Source organism: Bradyrhizobium sp. USDA 4472 (assembly GCF_054058595.1).
Genome location: NZ_JBSSAM010000001.1, coordinates 4,488,864 through 4,505,795 on the forward strand (window position 1 = coordinate 4,488,864; position 16,932 = coordinate 4,505,795).

At 63.9% G+C, this 16,932-nt stretch carries 20 protein-coding genes and 1 other RNA gene; 7 read left to right on the plus strand and 14 right to left on the minus strand.

Annotation, left to right across the window (positions count from 1 at the left end):
• Positions 1-130: 130 nt before the first annotated feature.
• The 5 genes from ACVWZ4_RS20800 to ACVWZ4_RS20820 all read right to left on the minus strand — a co-directional run bounded on the left by ACVWZ4_RS20800 (position 131) and on the right by ACVWZ4_RS20820 (position 4,839).
• The gene (locus ACVWZ4_RS20800) at positions 131-361 is read right to left on the minus strand and encodes a hypothetical protein (RefSeq protein WP_456698990.1); all 231 of its coding nucleotides are present in this window, start codon (positions 359-361) and stop codon (positions 131-133) included.
• Positions 362-602: 241 nt separating this feature from the next.
• On the minus strand, positions 603-950 hold the full coding sequence (locus ACVWZ4_RS20805) for a response regulator (RefSeq protein WP_456698989.1): 348 nt from the start codon (positions 948-950) through the stop codon (positions 603-605).
• Positions 951-1,059: 109 nt separating this feature from the next.
• Positions 1,060-2,766, minus strand: a complete 1,707-nt coding sequence (locus ACVWZ4_RS20810; protein WP_456741071.1) for an ATP-binding protein — start codon at positions 2,764-2,766, stop codon at positions 1,060-1,062.
• The gene (locus ACVWZ4_RS20815; RefSeq protein ID WP_456698987.1) at positions 2,763-4,277 is read right to left on the minus strand and encodes an ATPase domain-containing protein; all 1,515 of its coding nucleotides are present in this window, start codon (positions 4,275-4,277) and stop codon (positions 2,763-2,765) included. The genes ACVWZ4_RS20810 and ACVWZ4_RS20815 overlap by 4 nt, the downstream gene beginning before the upstream one ends.
• 145 nt (positions 4,278-4,422) lie before the next feature.
• Positions 4,423-4,839, minus strand: coding sequence for a cytochrome b5 domain-containing protein (locus tag ACVWZ4_RS20820; RefSeq protein WP_456742243.1), 417 nt, complete (start codon positions 4,837-4,839; stop codon positions 4,423-4,425).
• 297 nt (positions 4,840-5,136) lie between these two features.
• On the opposite strand from ACVWZ4_RS20820, the gene ACVWZ4_RS20825 reads away from it, so the two are divergent.
• Both ACVWZ4_RS20825 and ACVWZ4_RS20830 read left to right on the plus strand, forming a co-directional pair.
• A complete protein-coding gene (locus tag ACVWZ4_RS20825; protein ID WP_456705051.1) occupies positions 5,137-5,403 on the plus strand; it encodes a hypothetical protein in 267 nt (88 codons plus the stop codon).
• Positions 5,404-5,570: 167 nt separating this feature from the next.
• On the plus strand, positions 5,571-6,329 hold the full coding sequence (locus ACVWZ4_RS20830) for an outer membrane protein (protein ID WP_456698986.1): 759 nt from the start codon (positions 5,571-5,573) through the stop codon (positions 6,327-6,329).
• Positions 6,330-6,552: 223 nt separating this feature from the next.
• Here the strand turns inward: ACVWZ4_RS20830 and ACVWZ4_RS20835 are convergent, their stop codons facing one another.
• Together ACVWZ4_RS20835 and ACVWZ4_RS20840 are read right to left on the minus strand one after the other, a co-directional pair.
• Positions 6,553-6,975: a hypothetical protein gene (locus ACVWZ4_RS20835; protein WP_456741072.1), complete on the minus strand. Its 423-nt coding sequence runs from the start codon at positions 6,973-6,975 to the stop codon at positions 6,553-6,555.
• Between the two features lie 179 nt (positions 6,976-7,154).
• Entirely contained in the window at positions 7,155-7,385 is a 231-nt protein-coding gene (locus ACVWZ4_RS20840; protein ID WP_456698984.1) for a hypothetical protein, read from the minus strand.
• Between ACVWZ4_RS20840 and ACVWZ4_RS20845 the strand changes: the two genes are divergently transcribed.
• Entirely contained in the window at positions 7,384-7,506 is a 123-nt protein-coding gene (locus ACVWZ4_RS20845) for a hypothetical protein (protein WP_456698983.1), read from the plus strand. The two genes, ACVWZ4_RS20840 and ACVWZ4_RS20845, sit on opposite strands and share 2 nt — an antisense overlap.
• 276 nt (positions 7,507-7,782) lie before the next feature.
• On the opposite strand, the gene feoB is transcribed toward ACVWZ4_RS20845, so the two are convergent.
• The 7 genes from feoB to ssrA form a co-directional block, all read right to left on the minus strand.
• The gene (gene feoB, locus ACVWZ4_RS20850) at positions 7,783-9,654 is read right to left on the minus strand and encodes a ferrous iron transporter B (protein ID WP_456741073.1); all 1,872 of its coding nucleotides are present in this window, start codon (positions 9,652-9,654) and stop codon (positions 7,783-7,785) included.
• A gap of 24 nt (positions 9,655-9,678) precedes the next feature.
• Positions 9,679-9,954, minus strand: coding sequence for a FeoA family protein (locus tag ACVWZ4_RS20855; protein WP_092228350.1), 276 nt, complete (start codon positions 9,952-9,954; stop codon positions 9,679-9,681).
• 113 nt (positions 9,955-10,067) lie between these two features.
• Positions 10,068-10,322: a ribbon-helix-helix domain-containing protein gene (locus ACVWZ4_RS20860; protein ID WP_092228351.1), complete on the minus strand. Its 255-nt coding sequence runs from the start codon at positions 10,320-10,322 to the stop codon at positions 10,068-10,070.
• Positions 10,319-10,507: a DUF4169 family protein gene (locus ACVWZ4_RS20865; RefSeq protein WP_456698978.1), complete on the minus strand. Its 189-nt coding sequence runs from the start codon at positions 10,505-10,507 to the stop codon at positions 10,319-10,321. Before ACVWZ4_RS20865 ends, ACVWZ4_RS20860 begins: the two co-directional genes overlap by 4 nt.
• A 279-nt stretch (positions 10,508-10,786) precedes the next feature.
• Complete coding sequence (gene fumC, locus ACVWZ4_RS20870) at positions 10,787-12,214, minus strand: class II fumarate hydratase (protein WP_456741074.1); 1,428 nt, start codon at positions 12,212-12,214, stop codon at positions 10,787-10,789.
• An 89-nt stretch (positions 12,215-12,303) separates the two neighbouring features.
• Positions 12,304-12,822 (minus strand): SspB family protein, encoded by a 519-nt coding sequence (locus ACVWZ4_RS20875; protein ID WP_456741075.1) that lies wholly within the window; start codon positions 12,820-12,822, stop codon positions 12,304-12,306.
• A 111-nt stretch (positions 12,823-12,933) separates the two neighbouring features.
• Positions 12,934-13,302, minus strand: a transfer-messenger RNA (tmRNA) gene (gene ssrA, locus ACVWZ4_RS20880).
• A 96-nt stretch (positions 13,303-13,398) separates the two neighbouring features.
• Here ssrA and ACVWZ4_RS20885 point away from each other — a divergent pair.
• From ACVWZ4_RS20885 to ACVWZ4_RS20900, 4 genes are all read left to right on the plus strand, one after another.
• On the plus strand, positions 13,399-14,004 hold the full coding sequence (locus ACVWZ4_RS20885) for a chromate transporter (protein ID WP_456741076.1): 606 nt from the start codon (positions 13,399-13,401) through the stop codon (positions 14,002-14,004).
• Positions 14,001-14,531, plus strand: coding sequence for a chromate transporter (locus ACVWZ4_RS20890; protein WP_456735978.1), 531 nt, complete (start codon positions 14,001-14,003; stop codon positions 14,529-14,531). The genes ACVWZ4_RS20885 and ACVWZ4_RS20890 overlap by 4 nt, the downstream gene beginning before the upstream one ends.
• A gap of 95 nt (positions 14,532-14,626) precedes the next feature.
• Positions 14,627-15,388: a tripartite tricarboxylate transporter TctB family protein gene (locus ACVWZ4_RS20895; protein WP_456741077.1), complete on the plus strand. Its 762-nt coding sequence runs from the start codon at positions 14,627-14,629 to the stop codon at positions 15,386-15,388.
• Positions 15,389-15,395: 7 nt separating this feature from the next.
• Positions 15,396-16,910, plus strand: a complete 1,515-nt coding sequence (locus ACVWZ4_RS20900; RefSeq protein WP_456698972.1) for a tripartite tricarboxylate transporter permease — start codon at positions 15,396-15,398, stop codon at positions 16,908-16,910.
• The last annotated feature ends 22 nt before the right edge of the window (positions 16,911-16,932 follow it).

The window sequence follows — 16,932 nt, forward strand, 5'->3', positions numbered from 1 at the left end:
ACAGCCGATGCCGCGAAAGCCATTCAAATCCGAGCGGCCAAGTTCTGCTGATCCGCTCGGACAATGCTCCATTCGGACACAAAAAGGCCTCGCCGAAGCGAGGCCTCCTTGTTCACAGCGGTGGCACGGATTAATCGTCGTCCCAGTGGTGGCGGCGGATCACGACGCCGCGGTCGTAATCGCGATCGTGGTGGTACCAGCCATGATGCCAGCCGCGGTCATGCTCGTAGATGCGTGCGCGCGGGCCGTAATCATCGCGGTCGCCGCCGACATAGACGCCGAAGCCAGCCGCGTTGGCGATGGTGGGGGCACCGATTGCAAGTGTCGCGACCGCCGCGAGAGCGTAAGTCAGCTTCTTCATCTGTTCCTCCTCCTTCTGCTTCGTCGACGGGTCAACTTCTGCCGCCGCCGGCTGTTGCAGGAACTGGCAAGAAACTTTCTTGAATGGCTGTTCAGGTTCCACGCGCTCGACCGTCAGAAAGCCGGAACGCGTTTTGCACCCTGCGCGAACCGGAACATGGTTTGCGCGGAGATCATGCTCAAACAAGAAGCTAAGGCGCGATGACAATTCGGCCCAACCTTCAGGGTGTCGTCGGCGCCGCTCAGCACAGCGATTTCACGATGCGCTCCAGCTCCTCGATCTGGAAGGGCTTGCGCAGCACCGGCCTGTCGGCGAACGTGTCAGGGACGCCGCCGGAGCCGTAGCCGCTTGCGAACAGGAAGGGAATTCGTCGCGTCGCCAGCATGTCCGCGACGGGCGTGATGTGTGATCCGTCGACATTGATGTCGAGGATGGCGGCATCGAATGTGGAGCAGCTTGCCAGCGACATCGCCTCGTCGATCGTTCCCGCTTCGGCCGCCACGCGATGGCCGAGCTCCTCGATCATGTCGGCGAGCATCATCCGGATCAGCGCCTCGTCTTCGACGAGAAGAAAGGCCTTGGTCATCATGTCTCGATCCCTTGCTGCTTTTCTTGCGGATTGAAAATGAGCGTGCTGCGAAGGAAGAACGGTGCAAGGCGGTCGGCGACCCTGTTTCGTGACAGGAGATCGCGAGACGTCAGCCGCCGTTCGATCGCTTCGGCTCCGTCTCGCGCTCCGGTTCCGACCTCACCGCGCTGAGCGCCGCCGCGAGTTCGTCGATGTGGTACGGTTTCGGCAAAATTTGAATACCGTCAAGTTCGGCATCGCGAGCAGCGGCTTCCGAGTATCCGCTGGTCAGCAGCACGGGCATGTCGCCACGGCGTTTCCTGATCTCGCGCGCCAGCTCGATCCCGTTCATGCCGCCGGGCATCATGATATCGGAGAAGACGAGATCGACTGCGCGGCCATCGGCCAGGGCGCCGAGCGCGGCCGCGCCGCTCGCGGCCCGCGTCACCTCGTAGCCGAGTTGCCCGAGCATCTCGCTCACCAGAGCGGCGACCTCGTCGTCGTCCTCGACCAGAAGGATTTGGCCCTGGGTGCTTCGCGTCGGCCGCACCATGTTGAAATCGATGAGGTGCCGCTCCCTGGAGGGAACGTTGTGGGAGCGCGGCAGATAGAGCTCGATGCGGGTGCCCTTGCCAACTTCCGATCGAATGCGGACCGTCCCTCGTGACTGCGTCGCAAAGCCGTGGACTTGCGCGAGCCCGAGTCCCGAACCCTTTCCGACCTCCTTGGTCGTGAAGAACGGTTCGAAGACGCGGGACAGGATCTCGGGCCCCATGCCGACGCCGGTATCGACGACGGAGAGGCGCACGTAGTCTCCGGCGATCTGCTCGTCCTTCAGATCGGGCAGGTTCTCGCCGCGGACGACAATCGTGCCGCCGTTCGGCATTGCATCGCGAGCGTTGACGGCGAGATTGAGGATCACCAGTTCAAGCTCGCCGGGGTCGACCTCCACCGGCCAGAGGGTCTCGGGAAAGTCGAACTCGACGTGGACGTCGCCTCTCAGGCTTCGATCGAGCAGTTCGCGCATACCGCCCATTTGCGAGGCGACGTCGACGGGCTCGGGCCGCAGCGTCTGCCGGCGAGAGAACGCGAGCAACTGCCGGGTCAGGCTGGCCCCGCGCTGTGCGGCCTGGACCATCCCGTCCATCAGGCGACGACGGCGGGCAGGATCCACCTGACGGTCGAGCATGTCGAGGCCACCGGATATGACCATCAGCAGATTGTTGAAGTCATGCGCCACGCCACCGGTCAGCCGGCCGATGGCTTCGATCTTCTGGGCCTGGCGAAGCGTCTCCTCGACGCGGGCGCGCTCGTTCATTTCCAAACGCAGTTGCTCGTTGGCATCAGCCAAGGCACGTGTGCGTTCGACGACGAGCCTCTCGAGCTGCTGTGCCGTCTGCTCGCGCGCATCGAGGAGTGTCCGGATTTCGTATTGGCGCTCGCGGGCGCGCATCGCCGACTGAATGGCGCTGGTCAGCGTCATCGGCTGCACCGGTCGTTCAAGCAGCGAGACGTTGCGGAGCAGCGCGACGATATCGCGGCGCCATGCGACGACGGCAGGTTGTTCGCGATGACTGGTGAGGATGACGAAGGGAAGGTCGGACCACGGCGGCTGGTTCGCAGTCCATTGCGCCAGCGCCGTCGTGTCTTGCCCGAACAAACCTTCCTCGGCGAGGAAGACGGCGCCCACACCGGCTGTCATCTCGTTGACGAGCTCGGACAGGCTCCGGCAGTTGATGGCCGCAAGGTTCGCGCTGCGAAGAAGTTCGGCGGAAGCTGGTCCGTCGCGACCGATCGGAGCGTAGATGAGAACCTGTTGATCCCGGTCGGCGCTCATTCGGCCGATTCCTCGGGCATTGCTGTCCCCGTATATTGTGGATTGCCGGAGAAGATACCGCTGAAGTCCCTGAGCGGCGGACCGACCTTGATGCCGGTGGGGCCGAGACGAAATTCGCGGATGGTGTGCTCGTGATTGCCGCTGCGCTTCTTCACCACGGACAGAGCGCGACGCACGGTTCCACCCACCTCGAAGTAGCGCAGCATGATCACTGCGTCACTCAAATAGCTGAGGTCGAGCGGCGAATCGATGGCGCCCACCAGCCCGTGTTGGGCAAGAACCAGGATGGTCAGCACGCCCTGCTGCGCCAGATAGGTCAGGAGCTCGTGCATTTGCAGGATGAGAAATCGCTCGTCCGGCATCGCATTCAGGTAACCGTTCAGGCTGTCGATGACGATGACGCGGGCATTGTCGAGTTCGACGCTCTCCCGCACGAGCGCGGCGAACTCACCCGGTGACAGCTCGGCCGGGTCGATCTGTTGAAACCGGATCAGACCGGACTCGACGTGCTTTTCCAGCGGCAGCCCGAGTGTGCGGGCACGCGCTTCGACGGTCCCGCGCCCCTCGTCGAAGGCGAAGAATGCGGCGCGCTCGCCACGTTCGGCCGCTGCGATCGCGTAGGTCAGTGCGACGGAGGACTTGCCCACGCCGGCAGCCCCGATGAGCAGCGCGTTGGTGCCGCGCTCGAGGCCGCCTCCCAGCAGCTGATCCAGCTCGGCGCTGCCGCTCGGCGTGAAGTCACCGAAGAACGGCTTGTGGTGCTCGGCCGCGACGAGACGGGGGAATATCTGCAGGCCTCCCTTTTCAATGGTGAAATCGTGGAAGCCGCCGCGAAATCGGATGCCGCGCATCTTGATCACGCGAAGCCGCCGCCGTTCCGCGCCGTAATCGATGGCGAGCTGTTCGAGCATGACGACGCCGTGAGCGATTGAATGCAGTTGCAGATCGTCCTGGGACGACGAGAGATCGTCCAGCAGGATGACGGTGCAATTTCGGTTGGTGAAGAAATGTTTGAGGGCCAGCACCTGCCGCCGGTAACGGAGCGGGTTCTGGGCAAGCAGACGCAACTCGGACAGGCTGTCGAGCACCACGCGCGTCGGATTGATCCGTTCGACCTCCCTGAAAATCAGGCCCGTCGTTTCGCTCAGCTCCATCTCGGCGGGATGGAACACGGTGAGCTCGCGCTCGGGGTCGAGCGTCGTTTCCGGCGGGACCAGCTCGAAGATATCGACGCCGTCCAGCGACCAGCCATGGCGGCGCGCGACGAGGTCCAGCTCGCGCCTGGTTTCCGACAGCGTGATATAAAGCACCCGTTCTCCGCGACGCGCGCCCTTCAGCAGGAATTGCAGCGCGATCGTGGTCTTGCCGGTGCCTGGCCTGCCCTCGTAGAGATACATGCGGTTGGCATCGAAGCCCCCTCCCAGGATGTCATCCAATCCGTCGCTGCCGGTCGAAATTCTTGGCTGATCGCTGGGCTCGCTGCCTGAAGCGCCCTCGGATGAACCAGTCATTGAACCCCCTGCGCGTCTCTGGAAGCCCGGCTGCCCGAATCTCCGGGGCATGGCTGGGACAAGTAGGCCTGCAACAGGAACTCTTCAGCAGCGACCGAGTTCCCGGGCGGTGCTCCGATCTGCTTGTCAGCGCGTCCGTTCGCGGCTAGGCGGCCGGGAGCCCCGACGAGCTCGCCGATGCAGAAATGGGCCATGTGCGCGACAGCTTCGGCGCTGTGGTAGTCGCCGAACTCGGCGGTGGCCTCCTTGCCGGCGTACGTCCGGGCGATACCGGCCCACCCGGGTGACGGGGAACCCAGGCGGAGATGTCGTAGACCTTTCCTGCGATGATGGCCCAGCAGTCGTCTTTCGTGTTGTGCAGGGCGACCCCTGCGCGCGTGACGGGACGCCGCTCCCTGGCCGGAGCAGCCGGCGTCCAGAGCTGGCCGGTGACCGTGGCGTAATTGGCCTTGGCGGCCCGGCGGAAATCCCCACGGCCCCATCTCCTGTAAGGTAGCTGAGTGCCGATATTGCGCGCGTACGCGTAGATCCAGGAATCGTCCTCGCCGCCGCGCGAGACCAGCCACGTGCCGACCGGCGAGACTGCGGTGACCCCATCCTGCCCCTGTTTTGTCCGACGCTATATCGTATTTTCCGAAGTAACAGAATGTGACGATAGCGCGATCCGGGCAGATGGGTCCGCGCGGGAAAAAATCGTCGATTCTCGCTGCGCTCCCATCCGGGCTATCGATCAGGGCGGAATGATCGCGGCCCGATGACGGTCGCAGCGCGTCAGGTTGTCAACGCAACTTGATCTGGATCAACCGACGCGATCACCCGCTGCCGCAGAAGCGCAATGGGGCGTTTGCTGGTGGATGCGATGGTTGCGAGTTGGTACGTCACTTCGGAAGTGCGAAAGCGCGGTCTTCTATCCAGGCTGCGGAGTCCGCGCGAGACCAAGACGTTTGCAACGGAGAATGAAGCGAAGCTGTTCGCGCGCGCCAAGCTCGACGAAGGGCTTGCGGTCTTTGCGGGTACGATCAATCCCCACGTTCCGAGGCGGCTCATTCCAGCCGCCGGCATTCATGCGTGGCTCGCCGAAGATCAGGAGGGCGCTTCCGCGCCTCACCAGCATGATACCGGATAAGCACGTTGACGTGCACAGCGATCGCGTTTGGGTGTTGCCATTTTGATACGGGCCGAAACGGCCCCCGCGCATAGACTTTCAAGATGTTCGCAGGACTTACGCGCCCTCAGCCGACATAGCGGCGCGCTTTTTCGACCGAAAGAGATCTGAGCAAAGGGGATATCATGATGAAAAGGTTCTCGATGGCCGCAATCGGTTTTGCGGCGCTGAGCATGGCCACTCCGGTCATGGCGGCCGACATGGCTGTGAAGGCGGCGCCGCCGCCGGCACCCATGGTGGCGATTTATAACTGGAGCGGGTTCTACATCGGCGCCAACGGGGGCTGGGGGCAGAGCCGTGGATGCGTCGATTTCCTGACTCCTGCGGGGACTCTTGCCAGCGGTTGCGCCGATCGCTCGGGTGGACTTGTCGGCGGACAGATTGGGTACCGCTGGCAGACCAATCAGTTCGTGCTCGGCCTGGAAGCGCAGGGCGATTGGGCCGATATCAAGAACACACGCGTCAGCCTGATCGACCCGCTGGTCTCGACCACGGGCAAGACGGATGGCATCGGCCTTTTCACCGCGCAGCTCGGCTGGGCCTGGAACGCATCGTTGTTCTACGTGAAGGGCGGCGCCGCGGTGACACGCAATCGCTTCGACATCTTCAACAACGTCACGGGCGTCGGCCTCGCCTCGGCAGGTCACACGCGCTGGGGCGGCACCGCGGGTGTCGGCTGGGAATATGGCTTTGCGCCGAACTGGTCCTTCGGTGTCGAATATGACCATCTCTGGATGGGGCGTGACAATACCAGCTTCGCCGGCGTGGTCACACCCGGCGGCGTCACGCTGCTCGGCAGCGGTGTCAGCCAGGATGTCGACATGATCACGCTGCGTGTGAACTATCGCTTCGGCGGTTACGGTGCGCCCGTCACGGCTCGCTATTGAGCTTGCGTCCTCCCCGTGAACTCAGGCCCCGGCATCGGCCGGGGCCTTTTTCATGGGCGATACGAACGTGCGCCTCGGCAACTCAGTTCGGACGGTCAAATTCGGCCAGCTCTTGCCTGTTCAGAAGGACAATGTGACCGCTGGTTGTTGTCGATGAAGCGAACCCCCCGAGCTCGCGTGAATGGGACAGCGATCTGGGGTGGCGCTCATGCCGTTGCGCCGGTCACCAGTATCTGTAGCCGAACCACGCGTATTGCGCCTGCCGCGTTGCCAAAGCCGTTTGCGGTGGCTGCCGCCTTGATCGCATTGCGACGTGTCGCGTCTTGCGCGCTCGTTTCCGATCGACGGTTTCGCCTGGCTGTTGATCCGTTCGCGCCATGGCAAGTGCATTGAGAAAGGCCGGAGGCTCCGTCCTGACGACCGGTGGCTCCATCCGGTCGGCCAGAGGCGATTTCTCCATGTGCATGATTTCAGGCGTCGCAGCGACGGTTGTCGGCGCGCTGGTATCGAGGACAACGCGCTCCGGCCATCTGCGATCCGATTGAATGCGTATGGCCGGCCCGTCCACACTCGTCTTCCAGGCGACGGGCGCCTCGTCCAGACAAAAGTCCGCAACGAACAGGAGCGCGAGCAGCGCCGCGCCCACCTTCCAGAAATACGCCAGTAGCGGCATCTTGGTCGCTCCGCGCCCCCCATGATGGGCCCAGACTGCGACGACGTTGCGCCATTCTTGTCAGAAGCTGCGTGCAGCTCCGGTCCAGCACGACGGAGAGACCCCAGCCTTGCCCGTTGCCGACAAAAAGCGGCGAACCCGCAAACCAGTCCTCAGCGTCGCGCCCCGATGCGATTGACGCCGCCATTGGCGTTGCCGCCAACATTGTGACGGACCGCGGCACGCGCGACCGGTCGGGGCCGCAGCACGACGCCGGCTCTCGCAACGCAACCGGCGGGATAGCCAACATACGTGCAATACACGATTGCGGCAGCTGGCGCCGGGTTGAACGTGACGCCTGCAAGTCCCAGCAGTCCGCTGGCGGCGATTCCGGAAACGGTCATGGACTTGATCGAAATACGCATGATGATTCTTCCCTCTACATCCGCGAACGAAGGCGACGAGCGCGACTTCATCCGCGCCGGCTACAACCTGTTCTCGCAGGGGGCGGTGATGTTGATGTAGATCAAGCGCCGGCCAAGCCCGTCGCGGCGCTGACTGATGCGTTGCATGCGATCGCGATCAAGGCCACCGCCGCGGCTTGCGGCGACCGCACCGACGTGCAGAGGGCCGGAGATCGATCATGCCATCATGCCCGTGTTTTGCCCGACGGGTCAACCGATTTTCCGAATCTCGCGCCCGCAGACGCATCATCGGCTTTGTCGCCCTCACCGCTCATCATCCGGGCGGGGCATTCTACTGTGCATGGGGTTGTTTTCGCAGTTTTGCTCTGGAGAGGTGTCAGCCCGCCCCTAACGCGACCGCGACGTTGTAGGTCAGAAGGCTCGCCGCATAGGCCAGCACCAGCATGTAGGCGAAGGTCGCCGCCATCCAGGTCCAGCTTCCGGTCTCGCGCCGGATCACGGCAAGTGTCGAGGCGCATTGCGGGGCAAAGATGTACCAGGCGAGCATCGACAGCGCGGTCGCGAGCGACCATTTCGTCGCCAGCACCTGGCCGATCTGCTCGGCCGCTTCCTTGCCGCCTTCGATCGCATAGACGGTGCCGAGCGCCGCGACCGCGACCTCGCGCGCCGCCATGCCCGGGATCAGCGCGACCGCGATCTGCCAGTTGAATCCGACCGGGTGAAGCAGCGGCTCGATCGCCTTGCCGATCATGGCGGCCAGGCTGAAGTCGATCGCGGGTTCCGTCGCACCCGCCGGCGGCTGCGGGAACGAGGCCAGGAACCAGATCAGCACCATCATCGAGAAGATCGTGGTGCCGGCGCGGTGCAGGAACATCTTGGCGCGCGTGTAGACGCCGATCGCGATCGATTTCGGCCGCGGCATCTTGTAGTCCGGCAGCTCAAGCATGAACGGCGCCGGCGCGTAGTCGCGCAGCATGAAGAATTTGATGAGGAACGAGACCGCCAACGCGCTGATGATGCCGGTGGCATAGAGGCCGAACATCACGAGGCCCTGCAGGTTGACGAAGCCCCAGACGTCCTTGGCCGGAATGAAGGCGGAGATGATCAGCGTGTAGACGGGGATGCGCGCCGAGCAGGTCATCAGGGGCGCGATCAGGATCGTGGTCAGCCGGTCGCGCTTGTCGTCGATCACGCGCGTGGCCATGATGCCGGGAATGGCGCAGGCAAAGCTCGACAGCAGCGGAATGAACGCGCGGCCGTGCAGCCCTGCGCCGCCCATGATGCGGTCCATCAGGAACGCGGCGCGCGCCATGTAGCCGAAATCTTCCAGCAGCAGGATGAACAGGAAGATGATGATGATCTGCGGCAGGAACACGATGACGCTGCCGACGCCCGAGATCACGCCGTTCTGGAGGAAGCTCTGCAACAGGCCCGCGGGCAGGCTGGCATGCACCAACTCGCCGAGCGTATCGAAGCCGGACTGCAGCAACTCCATCAGCGGCTGCGCCCAGGCGAACACCGCCTGGAACATCACGAACAGGATCGCCGCAAGCACGATGAGCCCGCCGACCGGATGCAGCACGATTGCATCGATCCGCGCGGTCCAGGTGTCGGGGCGAGCAGGCAGGCTGACGCAATCGGAGATGATCCGATCGGCCTCGCGCTGGGTGGCGCGCAATTCGGCGACGCTGAGCGCCCGCCAGGTGTTTTCGGCCGGCTCGGCGGCGAGCTTGGCCGAGATCTCGTCGGTCAGCGCCAGCAGGTCGGCGGTGCCGCCCTTGCGCACCGCGATCGAGGTGACGACGGGCACGCCGAGCTCCTTGGCGAGCCTGTCGGCGTCGACCGAGATGCCGCGGCGGCTTGCGATGTCGAACATGTTCAGCACGAGGATCATCGGCCGTCCGGTGCGCTTGAGCTCGAGCAGGAGGCGGAAGGTCAGGCGCAGATTGGTGCTGTCGGCCACGCACAGCACGAGGTCGGGCAGGGTCTCGCCAGAGGCCTTGCCGAGCACGAAGTCGCGGGTGATCTCCTCGTCCGGGCTGCGGCCGCGCAGCGAATAGGTGCCGGGCAGGTCGACGACGGAGACCTGGCGTCCCTGCGGGGTGACGAAGAAGCCTTCCTTGCGCTCGACGGTGACGCCGGGATAGTTGGCGACCTTCTGCCGGCTGCCGGTCAGGGCATTGAACAGCGAGGTCTTGCCGCTGTTTGGCGTGCCCACCAGGGCGAGATGCAGAAGGGGTAATTCCATGGAAACAAATATCCGGCCGCGATCTCAGGCGACGATGATGGCCATGGCTTCGCGGCGGCGCACCGCGATGGTGATGTTGTCGACCCGCACGGCGATCGGGTCGCGCCCGACCAGCCCCTCATGCAGGACCTCGACCCGGGCGCCCTCGACGAAACCGAGTTCGATCAGCCGGCTCTCGAGCTCGATGTCCGTGAGCGCCGAACCCGCATCCTTGGCGGAGAGGTGCTGAATGACGCCGGTATAGCCGCGCTGGGCCAGGCCCAGCGGCATCTCGCGGCGCGTATCGTGGATGTCGGTCATGCCCTGTATTTTCAACGCAGGGCATCGAGGTCAAGCGCGCGCGCCCGTGGAAACTGCACCTTAGAGCGATTTTAAAGTGCAGATCACGAAGCCGTGGGCAATGCGCCGCAGGGCTACTGGGCCGGGACCTTTTCCTGCTGGATCGCGGCCATCGCGCGGCTCTTGAAATAGTCGAGCACGAACAGGCGGATCGCCGAGGACAGATTGCCCTGCTGGCGGGCGCCGTCGATTTCACCGACGAGCTCGGACAGCGTCATGTTGCGCAGACCCGAGATCTCCTTCATGCCGTTCCAGAACGCCTCTTCCAGGCTGACGCTGGTCTTGTGGCCGGCGACCACGATCGAACGTTTCACGACGGGCGACTTCATGGCTGCTCCTCGCGATCGATCCGATGCCGGTCCAGATGCGCCTTCGCCTGGTCCGCCTGCTTCGCCTCCGACGAACGCTCGGCCTTCGTGCGGCCGAACTTCGTTCGGTTGGCGTCCGCCTGCTTCGCCGACGCTTCCCGCTCGGCGCGCTTCCTGAAACGATTCAGGTTGATGACGTTCCCCATGCCGCGTCTCCATCATCCGATCCTCCTCGGGCAGGATGAAACTTCCAGAAACAGGGCGCCGCGTTGCGCCCCACAGGACTTGATCGTCATTCGCTGGTCCTCGTCAATCGGCCTCGCGGCCATCAAACGATGAATTTCGCCCCGTCAAGGGCACAGGGCGCTTTGCGTAGCACGGGCCTCCGTCGCCGCATTGACGGTAATCAAATCCTGTGCCTTAAGCCTCATAATTATGAGCCTTGAGGCTCCGTATCATTACGGATGACTATCGGAATTCGGAATTCATCCCGGACGCGTCATCTTCTCCGGCTGCACCAGACGGTCGAATTCGTCCGCCGAGACGAAGCCAAGCCGCAGCGCCTCCTCCTTCAGCGTGGTGCCGTTGGCATGCGCAGTCTTTGCCACCTTGGCGGCGTTGTCGTAGCCGATCTTCGGCGCCAGTGCGGTCACCAGCATCAACGAACGCTCCATCAGCTCCTTGATGTGGTTTTCATCGGCGCGGATGCCGCTGACGCAATGTTCGGTGAAGGAGCGCGCAGCGTCGGCCATCAGGCGGATCGAGTGCAGCATGTTGTAGGCGAGCACGGGCTTGTAGACGTTGAGCTCGAAATGGCCCTGGCTGCCGGCGACCGTGATCGCGGTGTGATTGCCGAACACCTGGCAGCACACCATGGTCATCGCCTCGCATTGCGTCGGATTGACCTTGCCCGGCATGATCGACGAGCCCGGCTCGTTCTCCGGCAGGATCAATTCGCCGAGGCCCGAGCGCGGGCCCGATCCGAGCAGGCGGATGTCATTGGCGATCTTGAACAGGCCCGTGGCGACGGAATTGATGGCGCCGTGCGCCAGCACATAGGCATCGTTCGAGGCCAGCGCCTCGAATTTGTTGGCGGCACTGGTGAAGGGCAGTCTGGTTATCTTTGCAACGTGCTTGGCGAACAGCTTTGCGAAGCGCGGCTTGGAGTTGAGGCCGGTGCCGACGGCGGTGCCGCCCTGCGCCAGAGGATAGAGATCCTTCACCGCGACCTTCAGCCGCGCGATGCCGCTTTCGACTTGCGCGGCATAGCCTGAAAATTCCTGGCCCAGCGTCAGCGGCGTCGCATCCTGGGTGTGGGTGCGGCCGATCTTCACGATCTTCGCGAACTCCTTCTCCTTCTTGCGCAGCGCGCGGTGCAACTCGCCGAGCGCGGGGACGAGATCGGCATTGATGCGGCTTGCGGCCGCGATGTGCATCGCGGTCGGGAAGGAGTCGTTCGACGACTGGCTCATGTTGACGTGGTCGTTGGGATGCACCGGCTTCTTGGTGCCGAGCTCGCCCCCGAGCAGTTGGTTGGCCCGGTTGGCGATGACCTCGTTGAGGTTCATGTTGCTCTGGGTGCCCGATCCGGTCTGCCACACGACCAGTGGGAAGTGATCGTCGAGCTTGCCGTCGATCACCTCGTGCGCGGCGCGGATGATGGCGTTGGCGCGGCGCCTGTCGAGCAGGCCGAGCTCGAGATTGGACTGTGCCGCCGCCAGCTTGACGATGCCGAGCGCATGCACGAGCGCGATCGGCATGCGATCGATGCCGATGCGGAAATTCTGGCGCGAGCGTTCGGTCTGCGCCCCCCAATAGCGATCGGCGGGGACCTCGATCGGACCAAAACTGTCGGTCTCGATGCGGGTCACAGGGCGGGCAGTCTTCGCAGCATTGGCCATGAGCACATCCATTCTGCCGCCCGAAACGCCGCGCGGCCTCTTGATATGCTCATCTATATAGGGAGTTTGGCCGGGCGCGATGGCCTCGCGGCCAACCTAGATCATTTCTTGCGGAAACGATCGAGCCGCACGACCTCGGCGCCGCCCTGGTTCGGCGGCGACGGCTCTTCGGAGGTCGCCGTCGGCTCGGCGGCAGGCGCAGGCACCGTGACGGCGGACGGGGCAGGAGCGGTTGGCAAAGTCTCGTCCGCGACCGCGCCGACATCGGAAACATCGAACTCGGCGCCAAACTTCACCGACGGGTCAAGGAAGCTCTTGATGGCGCTGAACGGCACCACGAGCCGCTCCGGGATTCCGCCAAAGGACAGACCGACCTCGAAGCGGTCCTCGAGCACGGTCAGGTCCCAGAACTGGTGCTGGAGGATGATCGTCATCTCTTCGGGATATTGCGCCAGCAGCCGCGGCGAGATCTTCACGCCGTCGGCCTTCGACACGAAGGTGATGAAGAAATGATGCTCGCCCGGCAGTCCATGGGCCGCGGCATCAGTCAGCACCTTGCGCAGCACGCCGCGCAGCGCGTCGCGTGTCAGCACATCGTATCGTATATGATCGGTCGCCATGGTGGTCCTGTTGCATTCCTGGAGGCGGGCTCTGCAGGCCCGACTCGCCAGGCAATAGTACCGCGCCTGACGGGCCGGCAGGAGTCCCCGCCGCGAAGGAAATCAGAGGTAAGTGGAGGCTTCTGTTGCCAGGTGCCTCCGAACCCCGCCTAACGGAGCTTAACCCGTTAGGACTTTAAGATGGTCTTTCAAACTGCGTTACGCAGCCTGAGCAACCGGAGCAAAGTTGTCGTTGGCAACTATTGCAGTAGCCCGATAACGGCGGAACAATACCGGGAAAAAGCACGCCCTTTACGCCCTCGTCGATCCTATTTCGCCCCCGCCGAAGCTCACACTGGACGGGCCGGAGCCCAATGAGCTTTGGTGGAGGCGCCGGGTACCGCCCCCGGGTCCGAATGGTTTATTGCGACGACCGTTTATTTCCATAGCCGGCGAACCGGCTCCCCCAATATAGGGGGCAAAGGTTTCAAAAAACAGGGGTTTCGAGCGAAGAGGACGCGGTTCCCTTTGGATAGGTCCGGGATGATCCCAGGACTGCTCTTGGCCGCCCTGCGGGAGGCGTTCTAAGCTCCTGACATGTCCACGGATTCAGCGCCGGCGGCCCAAGAGCCGGACCGTCTCACCACCCAGGCCGCGCAGCCGGGCCTGGCGGCACTGTTCCTGGCCTTTGCCCGGATGTCGCTAGCCGGTTTCGGCGGCGTCCTGGTGTTTGCCCGGCATGCCATCGTCGACCAGCACCGCTGGATGACCGCGGAGGAGTTCAACGAGACGTTTGCGCTCTGCCATTTCCTGCCCGGGCCCAACATCGTCAATCTATCGATGGTGTTCGGGTCGCGGCTGCGCGGCATCGCCGGCGGCGTTGCAGCCTTCACGGGGCTGTTGCTGCCGCCGACGCTGATCATGACCGTGCTCGCGATCATCTATGCCCGGTTCGGCGATGTGGAGGCGCTGCGTCGTGTTCTCGCAGGCATTTCCTGTGCGGCGGTTGGCCTCTTGATCGCCCTGGTCTTCCGGATGATGACGCCGCTGCTCAAGCGGATGGACGTGGTCGTGCTCGTCCTGATGCTCGGCGTGTTCACGGCCATCGGCGTTCTTCACTGGCCGCTGCAGGGGGTGCTGCTGGTCGCGGTCCCGCTCAGCATCGGCGCCACCTATTTGATGCGACGGAAGGTAGCAGCATGAGCAGCGAGAACCCGATCTGGGCGCTGATCTCCACCTTTGGACTCATGTCGCTGTTCGCGGTCGGCGGTGCTGCGGCGGCGGTGCCCGAGATGCACCGCATCGCAGTCGAGGTGCATCACTGGATGACCGACAAGCAGTTCGCCGATGCCTATGCGATCGCGCAACTCTCGCCAGGTCCGAACGTCCTTATCGTCACGTTGATCGGCTATGCCGTTGCCGGCATTCCCGGCGCGCTGGCGGCGACGCTGGCGATGTGCCTGCCGACGGCGCTGCTTGCCTACCATGTCAGCCGGCTCCTCAACCGGCCGAGCCAGTCGCACTGGCCCGCGCTGATCCAGGCTGCTCTGGTTCCGCTGTCGATCGGATTGATGGCAGCGAGTGCCCTGATCCTCACGCAGTCGACTGATCGCACCATTGCCGCAGCGCTTCTGACCGCGACGGTTGCATTGATCGCCTCCGTCTCGCGCGTCAATCCGCTATGGCTTCTGCTCGCGGGAGGCATGTTGGGTTTTGCTGGTATTGTGTGATGAAAATCGCTAGGCAATGAACCGGGGGCCGGGATCCATTTCCAGCCGATTAGAACAACAGTGCTCGTGACTTGCGGGTCGCGGAGGAGACATGCATGGCCGATGCAATGGGCCACTCGGCAACGGCCACAAGAAGCACATCTGTGGCCATCGGATTCTGTGTGCTGGCCATAGCGCCGCAGATTTTTGAACTGATCTGGTCGTTCGGGACGATCTTCGGCTGGGCTGCCGGCCGCGGTCCGCTACAAGTCGTGGCTGCACATGCGGGGGCGCTGGTCGCTGGCGCCCCGGCTGCGTTGCTCGGCGCGGCCGGCGGCGACGTCAAAAAGGCGTCATCGGATGTGCTGTTGGCTCTGATCTACTCCTATCCGCTGTTCGCGGTGGCGATCCTCACGCTGTTCATGACGATCCGGTCGGCACAGGATTATGTGGGCGGGATCGTCCTGATGGCGCTCGCGCTGTTCGCGTTGTGGGCCTCCAGCGATTTGCAGGGGATGCGCGGCTTCTCCTTTGGCGCCGGCACGGCGCCCCGGATGTTCGGTGGGCTTCTCGTCGCGCTTGGTGCCGGCATCGCGTTGACGGGGCTGTTGTCCGATGGACCTGCGATGGCGCATTATTCCTGGCGTGGGCCGCTGTTCGTGATGGCCTCGATCGTCTTCTTCGCCCTCGCGATCCGTCCGCTTGGCGTCGTGGTGGCGGCGTTCGTGAGCTTCCTGATTGCGGCAATGGGCACGCATGAGACGCGCTGGATCGAGACCATCACCGTCGGCGCCTGCCTGACACTCGGCTGCGCGCTTCTCTTCCCCTACGTGCTCGGCCTGCCGATGCCGATGTTCCCGCGTTTCCTGGCCCAGTGAGGGTGTGATGGATCTCTTCGCCAACCTCGCTCACGGGTTTGTCGTCGCATTCTCTCCGATCAATCTCCTGATGTGCCTGATCGGCGCGCTCGTGGGCACGCTGGTCGGTGTGCTGCCGGGCATCGGCACCATTGCGACCGTCGCGATGCTGCTGCCGATCACTTTCGGACTGCCGCCGGTCGGTGCACTGATCATGCTCGCCGGCATCTATTACGGCGCCCAGTATGGCGGCTCGACCACCTCGATCCTGGTCAACATCCCGGGTGAGGCGACATCGGTGGTCACCGCGATCGACGGGCACCAGATGGCCAAGCAGGGCCGCGCCGGTCCGGCGCTGGCGATCGCCGCGATCGGCTCGTTCTTCGCCGGCTGCGTCGCAACCGTGCTCATCGCCGTGCTTGGTGCGCCGCTGACCAAGCTCGCGCTCGCGTTCGGTCCGGCTGAATATTTCTCGCTGATGGTGCTTGGCCTGATCTTCGCCGTCGTGCTCGCCAAGGGCTCGGTGCTGAAGGCGATCGCGATGATCGTGTTCGGCCTTCTGCTGTCGATGGTCGGCTCGGACATCGAGACCGGCGCCTCGCGCATGGCCTTCAACATTCCAGAGCTCGCCGATGGTCTTGGCTTCGCAACGGTGGCAATGGGCGTGTTCGGCTTTGCCGAGATCATCCGCAACCTCGACGCCGGCGCGGAGATGAACCGCGATCTCGTGCAGCAGAAGATCACCGGCCTGATGCCGACCAGGAAGGACCTGATCGACTCGACGCCTGCGGTCCTGCGCGGCACCGTGCTCGGCTCGATCCTCGGCATTCTTCCGGGCGGCGGCGCCGTCATCGCCTCGTTCGCGGCCTACACGCTCGAGAAGAAGCTTGCCAAGAACCCATCGCGGTTCGGCCGCGGTGCGATCGAGGGCGTGGCTGCGCCGGAAAGCGCCAACAACGCGGCCGCACAGACCTCCTTCATCCCGCTGCTGACGCTCGGCATCCCGCCCAACGCGGTGATGGCGCTGATGGTGGGCGCGATGACAATTCATGGCATCGTGCCGGGCCCGCAGGTGATGCAGAAGCAGCCTGATCTGGTCTGGGGCATGATCGCCTCGATGTGGATCGGCAACCTGATGCTGATCATCATCAACCTGCCGCTGGTCGGCATCTGGGTCCGCCTGCTGCGTGTGCCCTACCGGCTGATGTTTCCCTCGATCGTGATCTTCTGCGCGATCGGCATCTATTCGGTGAACAACGCACCGGTCGACGTCATCCTCGCAGGCGTCTTCGGTCTCGTCGGCTACTGGCTGATCAAGCACGATTTCGAACCGGCGCCGCTGCTGCTCGGCATGGTGCTCGGACCGTTGATGGAAGAGAACCTGCGCCGCGCGCTGCTGATCTCGCGTGGTGACTGGAGCGTGTTCCTGACCCGACCGCTCTCCGCCGCGCTGCTCGCGATCGCGACATTCCTGCTCGTGCTGACGTTGCTGCCCATGCTGCGTGCCAAGCGCGACGAGGTGTTTACCGAATCCGAGAATTGAGCGCGTCGCAACAAGCGACTTA